General features: G+C 44.0%; 12 protein-coding genes. 6 read left to right on the top strand and 6 right to left on the bottom strand.

Going from position 1 to position 11,632, the window contains the following annotated elements:
• Nucleotides 1–10: 10 nt before the first annotated feature.
• From QVO66_RS06635 to QVO66_RS06625, 3 genes are read right to left on the bottom strand one after another with little or no spacing between them, the layout of a single operon-like run.
• Complete coding sequence (locus tag QVO66_RS06635; RefSeq protein WP_021854658.1) at nucleotides 11–793, bottom strand: electron transfer flavoprotein subunit beta/FixA family protein; 783 nt, start codon at nucleotides 791–793, stop codon at nucleotides 11–13.
• A 57-nt stretch (nucleotides 794–850) separates the two neighbouring features.
• On the bottom strand, nucleotides 851–2,071 hold the full coding sequence (locus QVO66_RS06630; RefSeq protein WP_021854657.1) for an NAD(P)/FAD-dependent oxidoreductase: 1,221 nt from the start codon (nucleotides 2,069–2,071) through the stop codon (nucleotides 851–853).
• Between the two features lies 1 nt (nucleotide 2,072).
• Complete coding sequence (locus QVO66_RS06625) at nucleotides 2,073–3,395, bottom strand: DUF5690 family protein (protein ID WP_021854656.1); 1,323 nt, start codon at nucleotides 3,393–3,395, stop codon at nucleotides 2,073–2,075.
• A 206-nt stretch (nucleotides 3,396–3,601) separates the two neighbouring features.
• On the opposite strand from QVO66_RS06625, the gene QVO66_RS06620 reads away from it, so the two are divergent.
• Nucleotides 3,602–4,513, top strand: a complete 912-nt coding sequence (locus tag QVO66_RS06620) for a hypothetical protein (RefSeq protein WP_021854655.1) — start codon at nucleotides 3,602–3,604, stop codon at nucleotides 4,511–4,513.
• A gap of 112 nt (nucleotides 4,514–4,625) precedes the next feature.
• Here QVO66_RS06620 and QVO66_RS06615 read toward each other — a convergent pair whose 3' ends face one another.
• Nucleotides 4,626–5,198 (bottom strand): 7-carboxy-7-deazaguanine synthase QueE, encoded by a 573-nt coding sequence (locus tag QVO66_RS06615; protein ID WP_021854654.1) that lies wholly within the window; start codon nucleotides 5,196–5,198, stop codon nucleotides 4,626–4,628.
• Nucleotides 5,199–5,203: 5 nt separating this feature from the next.
• Nucleotides 5,204–5,542: a 6-pyruvoyl trahydropterin synthase family protein gene (locus tag QVO66_RS06610; RefSeq protein WP_021854653.1), complete on the bottom strand. Its 339-nt coding sequence runs from the start codon at nucleotides 5,540–5,542 to the stop codon at nucleotides 5,204–5,206.
• A 1,200-nt stretch (nucleotides 5,543–6,742) separates the two neighbouring features.
• Here QVO66_RS06610 and QVO66_RS06605 point away from each other — a divergent pair.
• The 3 genes from QVO66_RS06605 to QVO66_RS06595 all read left to right on the top strand — a co-directional run bounded on the left by QVO66_RS06605 (nucleotide 6,743) and on the right by QVO66_RS06595 (nucleotide 8,992).
• Nucleotides 6,743–7,174, top strand: a complete 432-nt coding sequence (locus tag QVO66_RS06605) for a transglycosylase SLT domain-containing protein (protein ID WP_021854652.1) — start codon at nucleotides 6,743–6,745, stop codon at nucleotides 7,172–7,174.
• A gap of 222 nt (nucleotides 7,175–7,396) precedes the next feature.
• Nucleotides 7,397–7,960 (top strand): LemA family protein, encoded by a 564-nt coding sequence (locus tag QVO66_RS06600; protein WP_021854651.1) that lies wholly within the window; start codon nucleotides 7,397–7,399, stop codon nucleotides 7,958–7,960.
• Nucleotides 7,961–7,978: 18 nt separating this feature from the next.
• Nucleotides 7,979–8,992 carry a M48 family metallopeptidase gene (locus tag QVO66_RS06595; RefSeq protein WP_021854650.1) on the top strand — a complete coding sequence of 338 codons (1,014 nt, stop codon included), beginning with the start codon at nucleotides 7,979–7,981 and terminating at the stop codon, nucleotides 8,990–8,992.
• Between the two features lie 83 nt (nucleotides 8,993–9,075).
• On the opposite strand, the gene QVO66_RS06590 is transcribed toward QVO66_RS06595, so the two are convergent.
• Entirely contained in the window at nucleotides 9,076–9,198 is a 123-nt protein-coding gene (locus tag QVO66_RS06590) for a hypothetical protein (RefSeq protein WP_288172697.1), read from the bottom strand.
• Nucleotides 9,199–10,358: 1,160 nt separating this feature from the next.
• Here QVO66_RS06590 and QVO66_RS06585 point away from each other — a divergent pair.
• Together QVO66_RS06585 and QVO66_RS06580 are read left to right on the top strand one after the other, a co-directional pair.
• Nucleotides 10,359–10,607 carry a hypothetical protein gene (locus tag QVO66_RS06585; RefSeq protein WP_021854648.1) on the top strand — a complete coding sequence of 83 codons (249 nt, stop codon included), beginning with the start codon at nucleotides 10,359–10,361 and terminating at the stop codon, nucleotides 10,605–10,607.
• A complete protein-coding gene (locus QVO66_RS06580; protein ID WP_288172696.1) occupies nucleotides 10,608–11,078 on the top strand; it encodes a transglutaminase domain-containing protein in 471 nt (156 codons plus the stop codon).
• The last annotated feature ends 554 nt before the right edge of the window (nucleotides 11,079–11,632 follow it).

The following is an 11,632-nucleotide window of genomic DNA, read 5'->3' as shown; positions in this document are numbered from 1 at the left end:
TTATTATCTGTTATTTTGTTTGACAAAGCACGTTGTTCTCTATAATGTCCATCACGGCATGTCCGTCCTCAATCCATTCTACCACCTTGTCGTGCTGAGGAACCTCTGTTGCCACTACCTGTGTTGGCGACGCACACAGTCCGATCTCGTCAGAAGAAAGGCCCAGGTCGTGCTCGTTCCATCTTGTAATAGGCTGCTGGCGTGCCTTCTGCCATGCACGCAGCGTTACGTTCTCAAGTTCACAGTTTTCACGGCTCACCATGATGGCGCACGGCATCTTCACCTCAAGATGCTGAAGCTTGCAGCCGGCGTTTCTTGTAACACTTACCGAAGTGTCAGATATTGCCATTATGGCTGTCAGCTGTGTTATCTGCGGAATGTCAAGCTGGCCAGCCACTTCAGGGCCAACCTGTGCAGTGTCGCCGTCTACAGCCATCTTGCCGAAGAACAGCAGGTCGTAGTCGCCAATCTTACGTGCGGCAGCTGCGAGCGACTTGCTCGTGCACAACGTGTCGCTTCCGGCAAAAGCACGCGACGAAAGCAGCACAGCCTTGTCGGCTCCGTATTGCAGTGCCTCGCGCAACACCTCTACAGCCATCTCCGGTCCCATGCTTACAGCCACAATCTCTGCCCCGGTCTTTTTCTTAAGGTTAACGGCAGTCTGCAACGCATGCAGGTCGTCAGGGTTGGTGCGCGTAAGAGCCGACGAGCGCTTCAGGGTCTTTGTCACCGGATCTATTTCAACCTTTGTGGATAAGGGTACTTGTTTCAGAAAAACTATATATCGTTTCATTTTCTACATTTTTATATTTATGTTCGTGTTTTCTATATATTCATTTGCAGCACAGGCCTATCCGCCCTTTTTGTTTGAACGGGCATCGGCACATCTCTTCTGAAATTCGGCTGAGAACGGATCAACTTCACCAAAACGCTCCGGTGCGAAAAGACCGGGTGAGACAAATGGTTTCTCGCCTGTAATAAGTTCGGCAGCCAACCGTCCCATACCTCCACCGGCAGCCACGCCACCGCCACAGCAGCCCGTAACGGTAAACAGACCTTCGTATTTGCTCACCGGACCGATGATAAACATTGCATCGGGCACATAGCAAGACGGACCGGCCATGTAGTGGGCTATGCCGAGGTCTTCTATATCCGGCAAGAAACGCTTCAGGAGCGGTGCACATTCGTCAAGCACCTCCCACTTGGCAGCCTTGTTGAAGTCGAAGTCCTGAAGCTGGTCTGTCATCGTAGAAGGGTCGAACGATTGGCACTGGCTTTCGCGCAGACCTATTATCAAGGCTCCTACATCCGATCGCGTGAAGGCTCTTGCGTCAGGAATGACAGAGAACGGATGGTTTACCGGGAAGCGCTGCTTGTCGATGCCAGTAATCCAGAAGTGGCTCCTTACGGGCGTAAACGGCAGTCCTACACCGAGCGGACGCATAAGCAGATTGGCCCATGAGCCGGCAGCATTGACAACAACGGGAGCACTTATCATCTCACCGTCAGGCAGTTCAACGCCGCTTATTCTTCCGCCTTCGGTCTGTATCGACCTCACCTTGCAGTTAGTTCTCAGTTCCACACCCAACGCCTTTGCAGCCCTGGCATATCCAGAGCACAGCAGTGCAGAGTCGATAAAGGCGTCTGTGGGCATATATACGGCTACGTCAGCGGCAGCTTCGTTAATCCATGGCAACAGTTCTTTCACACGTTTCTGTGATATCCGTTCATTCGGAATGCCAAAGTCGTTAGCTGCACTCTCCAAGGCTTCCACACCCTTCAGCGAGGCTTCTGACGAAGCAATCGTAACGCTTCCGCACTGCTGCAGCTCGAGCGACTCTCCAAGAAGCTGTTCTATCTCGTCTATGCAGTCGTAGGTTTCCTGCACCAGTTCCATCAGCGCCGGTTTTGTCCGCGCACGTGTCAGCAGGCAGGCCGCGCGCGAAGAGGCCTGAGATGCAATCTCGTTACCGTCTAAAAGCAATATTTTACCGGCTTTGCGTTTTGCCAACTGATAGGCAGTGGCTGTTCCGAGCAGACCGCCTCCTATGATTATGATGTCGTAGTTCATTTTAAATTGTATTATATTGAGGGTTTATAAACAAATCCATCTTAGAGTTTTTTGTCTTGTTTCTGTTGTTAAGCGAATAGCGCTTGTAGATAAGTGTGGCTACTATTGTGAACAAGACTGTGCATACTGCACCGACGAAGAATGCCATATGGTTGAACATGTCGAACCATTCCATGTCGAAATTGAGGAACTCCTTGGTTGAAAGCAGTGTTACCGTTCCCATGTATCCGATAAAGTCGATTATCGCGATGAAGAATCCAACGTTGCCTTTTATCCTGAAACAGGCTATGAAACGGTCGAAGAATATTGTCTGGAACGTAAGATAGGCTATATAAAGGCACAGGCTCTCTATGAACAGCCACACAACAGGCTGCAGGTCGAGGGCTTTGTAGTTGAACGACACGTATGCCATGGTGATACAGCTCAGTATGACAATGCCCATGAGACACATAAGCGTCTTGATGTTGCTGCGGAAGAACACAAAGGCGGAGAACAGGGCAAGTATGGCCAATGTAACTATAGTGTCGACCTGTGCGAACAGCCATGACGACTGATTGCTCATGTCGAGAATAAGCACAAGGAAATCTTCCTTGATGTCGCGCAGGACAAGGAGCATAAAGTTACCGATAAACAGCAGCGTGAGTATTGGCGCGAAACTCATGAACAGACGCTTGCGGCCTTCAGAGTCTAAGACAACGCGCTCGTTGCGCAACTCGATATCTTCCTGTGTAGGGCTGGGCAGACGCTTAAGCAGATAGCCCATAAGAACAAGCAGAGGCAGGGCCACGCCGCCAATGACTGCCGGCATCCAGAACTGGTCTATATTAAGTTCGTTCATGGCAAAGAGTCCGAAGCTCTTGGCTATTCCGGAACTGAACACCATGCTTACGCCCAAAAGGCTCGCCAGCATATCCGTAACCTTGCGGCCCTCAATGAAACTAAAGATAACGCCCCACATGCATCCGAGCGACAGGCCGTTGAAAAACATTGCTGCGGCATTGTAAGGAGCGCTGAGCACGCCGAAGCCTATCAAAGCCACCTCGGCCATTATTGCCGATGTTACAAAAAAGCGGAAGCGGTTTTCGCGTTTCAGCTCAGAGATAAGTTTTATACCGAAGAATTTTGCTATTACATAGCCAAGTATCTGAATGGTTGTAACAGCTACCTTATAATCTGTTCCAAACAGGGTCAATCCCTCGAAAGAGGCTGCCGTATACGGCTTGCGCAAGGCATATACAAGCGAGTAAGACAGCAAGGCTGCACCTCCGGCCCAAAGTATAAGCAGGAGTTCCGACATTCTTTTGTTCTTTGTTGCTTTTTCCATAATTATATTGATGATTTTGTTTGTTCATTTTTTTAATTACGGCAGCAAAAGTATATCGGTCTGCAATATGAAAAAATCAATTAATCATATATTATAACGCCCAAAAAACGTGTATTCATTATGTAATTTTCATATCATGATAATGAATCAGAATGGTAATGTTTTTGTAATATCGTTTTGGTACATTCGCGCCAAAAATAAAGGATATGGATAAACTGGTATCACTGTATGAGCAACTGAAGAAACTGCGTGACGCAGGAGTGAAGATGAAGGACATTTCGGAGGAGACGAACATAACCTCGAGCGTTCTGTCTTCTTTATATTCGTCTGTACTGCCCGCCTACATCAACAGCATATCCGGCGGCAACGACAGCGACTACGCGCTTAACAACGCCTTGCAGCAGGTGAACAATGTGTCTAAGAGAAAGCTGCTGGGATGCCTTGACGAACTGTACGACAAGGTGTGCCATATAGAGCCACGGCTGATAAGCGGAAAGAGCAACAGCCGTCCGTTTCTTGACGATATTGAAAAAGAATCAATAAAGTATCTTCCCAACGCAGGCATATACACAGGCCTGTACCAGTCGTACAGCGCTTCGTCGTATGCCGACGGACTGAAGGTTGAGCCCTACATGATATCATCCATTGCCGACGGCGACACCCTGCCGAAGGTATACTGCCAGAATATGGCCGGCGACTATTATGTAGGAGTAGGCCTGTTCTCGCCGTTCCAGATTGGCTATCTGATGTTCAACGAACAAAAGAGGCTGCAGCTCGCATTGAAGGTTATTTATCTGCAACTGCCTATCATTGAATATCCTGAAGTGATTAAGGGCATTTATCTCACGCACGACTACAACCGCAATCCTATCGCAAGGCGTATTATCTTTGTACGCCAGGGAGACGAAATACCACTGGAGGAGTTTGAAAAACTAAGAACAGAAGTTATCCTGAAAGAAAAGCTCACCGGAGAACTTATTGACTATTATAACTACACGTGCGGACAAAACGACGTGATAAGGAGCATGATGCTCATATCGCCCGACAAGGGCTTGAAGGAACTGCAGCACGAAAAGCAGCTGCTGAAAATACTTCACTTCAACGGTGGTGATCAATGAGGCTATGCCTAATTGCCTCATTGATTTCTTATGAATTGCCACAGACGGCATAACTGTCGGGCCTCTTTATTCAGACACTGACGAGCCATGTCGCCGTAGAGGCTGAAGACCGTTATCTCACATTAATTATTTTATGGGTCTGAAGCGAAAGACGCCACTTGGGATGCGAAAGACAATATTCCACGGCATCTTTTAATATCACGGCATTCCGTCTGTCGTCATTCACGTCGCACGGCTGCAGGCTATACACCTGAGCCTCCATGCCGTCATATTGCGACATATCCTGCTCCGGCGTCTGAAACACCACTTTCAGTTCGTCAATATGCGTCAGAACGACAGGACGGTATTTGGGTGAACATGTAATCCAGTCGACACGGCAGCCTTCGGGCAGACGATAAGTGCCGTTTGTCTCTATCTGCACATACTTTCCGACAGCGTGCAGCCTGTCAACAAGCGAAGCTGTAAGCTGCATTGTCGGCTCACCGCCGGTGATAACCACATGCGCAGCCGGATAGGCACACACCTCACGGACGATGTCTTCCTCAGACATTTCCGTAAACGACGTATGCTCCGTGTCACAAAAGCTGCAACTGAGATTGCAGCCTGAAAAACGTACGAAGACGGCTGGTGTTCCGGTAAAGTAGCCTTCGCCCTGAAGCGAATAAAAAATTTCGTTTACCCTCATAAACGTCAGTCTTCGTCTTTAACGTATGACACCTTGTTGTTCTCGCTTTCTTCTATATCCACCCGATAGCAGTGCTCAACCTGACTGCATATCCAGGCTGCAATGTTTTCGGCCGTAGGATTGAACGGCAGCAGTTCGTTGAAGTTGCCATGATCTAGATATCCGTGAATTTTATCCTTTATATGCTTAAAGTCAACAACCATACCCTCAGCGTTAAGCTCACGCGACTTGCAATAAACCGTAACAATCCAGTTGTGTCCGTGCAGATTACAGCATTTGCTGTCATAAGAAAGAGTAAGGCGATGACAGCCAGCAATCTCCATTCGCTTAGAAACGTAATACATATTTTATAAAGAAATTATCCGTTAATCATTCAAAAAAAACAACATGCACGAAACAGGCCGTGCCTCTCACACTTGCCCGGCATGACGCATGCCGACATACAATTAAGCCTGCCAATATGGCATGTTTCAACAATCGTCAATGCAAAGGTAGTCAAAAATAGTGAAAGGAGAATGAAAAGACAAACGAAAAACGCAGTTTTTTAACCCCGGCAGGTCATTGGCAGCCGAATAATGAGCGGTTTGTCTTATTTAATATTCTGAAAGCCAAACGCTTGCAGGCAGGAAATTTCATTGTCGGCCTTCAGAAAACACTGCTCAAGATACACTACGTCATCAGCCAACAGGAAGAATCACACAGCAAACTTATTAATACCGGCAGATTGGGATAAACAATGTTTTTCTAACAATGCCTGCACTGAAATGCACGGAACATCGGACTGGGCATAAAAAACCATTTGTTTGCGACAAAAAACTCGGCCACTTTTGCATTAAAAGTGGGCCACTTACGGACCGTAAACAATAGGTTAATGATTTAAAACCAATAAGCACGATTTTGCTTACAGTCTGCATATTTCAAACTACCGTTCCGGCTTTTCGTTAAGGATAATAGCACATTTTCCTTTCAGTTTTTTGAGGTTTAATTCTGATGCATGCAATCCTTACCCTATATCATGAAAAAATAGCGGAAACTGGCGCAAGGCAAAACTATGACAATAATTTACCTGCAAGGAAAAGCGACATTGCCCCCTATTCGCTCCTGCAACAATCTTAGCATAGTTATAGTCTATAACACTTTAGCACGCAACATGATTTAAGATATAAAAATGGGCCGTTCTTATAACAACAAATGCCGTGAAACGTGCATTAACATTATGTTTCGCCTAAATTCGGGCGCAAGACGGCAGCCGAAAATATTTTACATATTTTTAAAGCAATTAGTTGATTTTCAACATGATATAAAATGCTTATTTCAATGCAAAATGTTTAAAAAACGGAACAAAGTTTGGATAATCGCATTTTTTTTCATACCTTTGCAGCGGTAAAAAGATTGAATGGCGTATCTTCTTTTGTTTTGAAAGCCGCCATTCGCGTTAGTATATAACTGGCATCCAGACTCGGTTCAATAATTTTTCTCATACGAACCGCTTGCCGCGGACATCCCTGTTTTTTTATATGTCCAGATGCCATAAACCGTAAAATATGGAGAGAATATTAAGAAAAGTATTAGTATTATTATTTGTATTTACAGCAAATTTATATGCTTTTGCAGAAAACAACGAAACTCAAAGCCCTCAATTCGACTGGAATCCGGTGATGGACGCCATTATTCAAGTCGAAAGCGAAGGAAACCCCAAAGCCGTAAGCGGCAACTCATGCGGAGCAATGCAGATAACTCCGATTCTGGTAAGAGAGTGCAACAACATCCTGAAAAGAAGAAAAAGCAAGAAAAGATTTAAGCTGTCTGACCGCTTTAACGTGGCAAAATCGAAAGAGATGTTCATTTTGTTTCAGTCGGTCCACAATCCGCAAAACAGCATAGAGCAGGCCATAAGGTCGTGGAACGGCGGACTCAGATACAGCATAAAAGGCACTCAGCGATACTTCAACAAAGTAATGAATCTGCTGAAATAAACATTAAAACTTAACATAACGCTCTGCATGTCATAGGATAGATCCTGTCATGCAGAGTTTTTTTATTTCATGACGAAACTAAACCGGAACGTGTCCTTATTGGCTACAACCTTCATATTAAATAAGAATAATAAACAAAAAGACTTAAAGAAACCTCAGATATTCATAAAATGGTATTATATTTGTAAACAAACTTATGAAACCATTTATCATTAAAAAATTATGACAACAGGAATTATTATTTTAGTTATCGTCGTACTGCTTGCAATTTGGTGTGTAAGCCTGTACAACAATCTTGTAAAACTTAGAAACAACCGCGAAAATGCCTTCGCAAATATCGACGTGCAGCTTAAACAGCGCCACGACCTCGTGCCGCAGCTTGTAGCCACGGTGAAAGGATATGCCACACACGAGCGCGAAGTGCTGCAGAGAGTTACCGAAGCACGCACGGCAGCAATGGGCGCCACAACAATAAACGACAAGATCAATGCTGAAAATGCCCTGACAAGTGCGCTTGCCGGCTTAAAGGTGTCACTCGAGGCTTACCCTGACCTGAAGGCTAACCAGAACTTCATGCAGCTGCAGAACGAGATTGCTGACCTTGAGAACAAACTTGCCGCAGTACGCAGATTCTTCAATTCGGCAACAAGAGAGCTCAACAACGCCGTTGAGACATTCCCGTCAAACATCTTTGCCAAAATGTTCGGATTTAAAAAAGAACCTATGTTCGAGGTTCCACAGGAAGAGCGCGCAACATACGACAAGGCACCTGAAATTAAATTCTAACATAAATCGCAAGCATATATGAGATATGTCGGAATGCACACCCAGATTATGCGCAACAACAGATTGACAATAATGTTGCTGATCTTGTTTCCCGTAATAATCCTGGGCATGGTATGGGTATTCCTCGCACTGGTAAACTATTTCGGAAACGGATACTACGACCAATACGGCAACATTGTACACCAGCTTGACGCCGCAACAGTAAACTATTACTTCATGAACACCATACCATGGGTCATCGTGGGCATAGGAATATGGTTTACAATAGCGTATTTTGCAAATACGGCAATGGTACGTGCCGCTACAGGAGCAAGACCGCTTACACGCAAGGAAAATCCCAAAATCTACAATATCGTTGAAAATCTTTGCATGACATGCAACATGGATATGCCAAAGATTAACATCGTAGACGACCCGCAGCTGAACGCTTTTGCAAGCGGTATAGATAAAAAGAGCTACACGGTTACGCTGACAACAGGAATAATCGACAGGCTCAACGATGACGAACTTGCAGGTGTGATAGCTCATGAGCTGACGCACATCCGTAATCACGACACAAGACTGCTGATAACAAGCATCATCTTTGTCGGTATCGTATCAACCATAATGAGCCTCGTTATCCAGATGATGTATAACGCATTCTGGTTTGGCGGACTGAGCAGCCGCAGCAGTGATGACGAGGACAACCGCGGCAACGGACTGTCTATGATTGCGGTATTCATAATCGGAGCTTTATGCTGTGCAGTTGCTTACTTCTTCACATTGCTTACGCGTTTTGCAATATCGCGTAAACGTGAATATATGGCCGACGCCGGAGGTGCTGAGCTTTGCGGCAATCCTTTGGCGCTTGCTTCTGCTCTGAGAAAGATATCAGGCGATCCTGGATTGAATAACGTCAAGCGTGACGATATCGCGCAGCTGTTCATCATTCATCCGCAACACTTCGCACCGGGCATGATGAATTTCTTTAATTCATTATTCAGCACGCACCCGGATACAAAGAAAAGAATAGAGATCTTGGAGCAATTCTAAGAAACATAATTAAAAGACAAAAGTGGGGTTAGTCATACTGCCTGACAATTTATGGCAGTAGTCTAATTCCACTTTTGTCTTTATTATATCTTTGCCACCAACAAATAATTAAATTTGCGTTTTACGGTTGGTTTAAGCGTATATTTTGCCATAATAGCATCAAAATTTGCAGAATTGAAAATCAGCGAAGCTAAATCGTCTGCCATACAAAATAATTTATAACTCTGCCCTCGGTGATCATAACGATTATTGTTTGTAATACTTTGTAATTCAGCACCATAAAGTTACAACGATTTTCGCTTATCACCAAACTTACACGCATTTACAATTCGTCGAACTCACGTTATATTATTAAAAGAGATTACATGAAACAGAATCGTCTTGTATTGAAGGTTCTTGCGGCGAGAGTCTTGCAGGGAGAATGTTTTTGTTTAGCGTCCGTACGCTTTGCAATTTATTTGGTAATGTGACAGATGTGTTGGAATTTTTATTAATTTTATCATTCTGAATATATATATTTATGCATAGATTTTTTATTTGCTTAATTGCTGCAATTACAATAGTAATTCCGTCTTTTTCCCAGAATATCGTTCTTCATGCTCCTGACCATTTCGACGGCCCTGTGAGATGGAATACGAATGTTTCTGGATAGCCTAGTTTACGACTCTCATGTCGAAGAAATTCATATTCCCGACATAATGACAATCGGAAGATTAGGAAATATTGGATTTACCAATCTGAAAAAAGTAACATTCGGCAATATAGATTAATATCCCGTGAGGTCTATTTATGGATAATAACACTTTGAGGGATAGTGTTTGAGGGAGCTATCGGTCATTTCGACTGCGCTTTAATGACAAACTGTCAAAACTTGAGGAAAATCATATTCCGAGGTCCTGTGTCAAGTACGGGAGGCCAGGGATTTGCTCATAACTGTCCGAAATTGGACAGCGTGATATTTGAAAGCACTGTGGTCTATTTCGATTTGGATTTATTGAAAGACTCCAAATGTCCTAATTTAACGAAATACATCTGTCATGGGGCTTTTCTGAAAGTATATAATGACAAGATAGCATCAACAGCAGATATCGATTATCTGAAATCAAATCCTCGCCTGATAAAAGATTTGGAAAAGACTGCGCAGTAGCAGGCACAGATTCTGACAGCAAAGAACTCTGACTGGATGAGAAGCAATGAGTATCTGTCAGCCAGAATACTCTATCCCGTACTAAAAGCTTTGAATAGCAAGAAAGCAGACACATTGAAAGCAGCTATGAATTACGCATGGAGTCTGGGGGATAAGGTCTAGACCAAACTTGACATTTTGAAAGAATCCCCAAAATACAACTCAGAACCACCCTTTGATATGGCTTTCAGATACGCAGAGCCTTCAGACAGAATGTTGAGAATGACACGCAAGAAATTCAATCTTGACAAAATAGCCGGTAAGGGGGATGACATCAGCAGAATCAAAAATCTCCTTTATTGGGTTCATGACAACATCGAACATGACGGAAGCAACGGTTTGGCTCCCGGAGCAAGAAATTTGGAAAATACATACGAATCTGCTCGTAGAAACAGTTGTGGTTACAACTGCAAGGCTCTTGCTATATGATTGACAGAGGCATTGCTTGCTGTGGGGATTCCTGCAAGACATATAACATGTATCCCGAAAGGATGGGAGACGGACAGCGATTGCCATGTTATCTGCATTACCTGGAGTAAATCACTGAATAAATGGGTTTGGGTTGACCCTACATTTGCAGCATATGTCACAGATGAAAACGGAATCATGCTTCACCCAGGAGAAGTGCGTTATAGATTGCAGTATGATTTGCCATTGATACTTAATGAAGAAGCGAACTGGAACAACAGAGTAAAACAAACAGCCGACTATTATCTTAAGGAGTACATGGCTAAGAATCTCTATTTTCTTGAAACAAATATATGGAATCAAGCTGAACCCGAAGGAGAAAGCAATCATCCTCAAGGTAAAACTGTAACATTAATTCCGGTAGGTTTAACATACCCTCATGCTAATTACAACACATCGGATGAAAAGTGGTTTTGGCAAGCACCCTTATAAAATAATTCCGATATTTAAGAGCCTGTTTAACATCCTTCTTTGAAGGTTCTGGACAGACCAAGAGAGCGAAACCATTGGAGGAAAATGAATTTTCGCTTGGTTTCCTTCTATCTTGAGGGTTGTCAAGCAGTAGTGTTTCATCAACTGCGTTTAACCCAAATTGGTCATTAAACCGCACATAGTTTATCTATTTTGTGCCTTCATGCTTTCAGCCGCCTTTATGTTTTCTATTGGAACCTTCTTACTAGCTTTTTCTTGACATAGCCTGCTATGCCTGCGAAAAATCAAACAAAAATCCGCTCAATATAAAGCAAGAATCCGACTGAATTCTAATACCCGATTCGGGGTTAAGTCAACTTGATTCAGACACACTCGGTGAAACACTACCCGAAAACGCTTAATGTTTCTTTGTTCAGCTTTTCAAACGTATGTGCATTTATGTGGTAGAATGTCTAAAGTGTACGGCAAGTCATTGGGGATGTCACCATATGTCTCTTTAAAATAAGTCACATTAGTCTTATTAGTCCCATAAGTCTCATTAATCTCATCCTCAG

Origin of the sequence: Prevotella sp. CAG:255, from assembly GCF_000431195.1 — a bacterium.
Lineage (GTDB): Bacteria > Bacteroidota > Bacteroidia > Bacteroidales > Bacteroidaceae > Prevotella > Prevotella rara.
The sequence above is the reverse complement of the archived record's forward strand: the minus strand, read 5'-3'. Positions and strand labels throughout refer to the sequence as shown.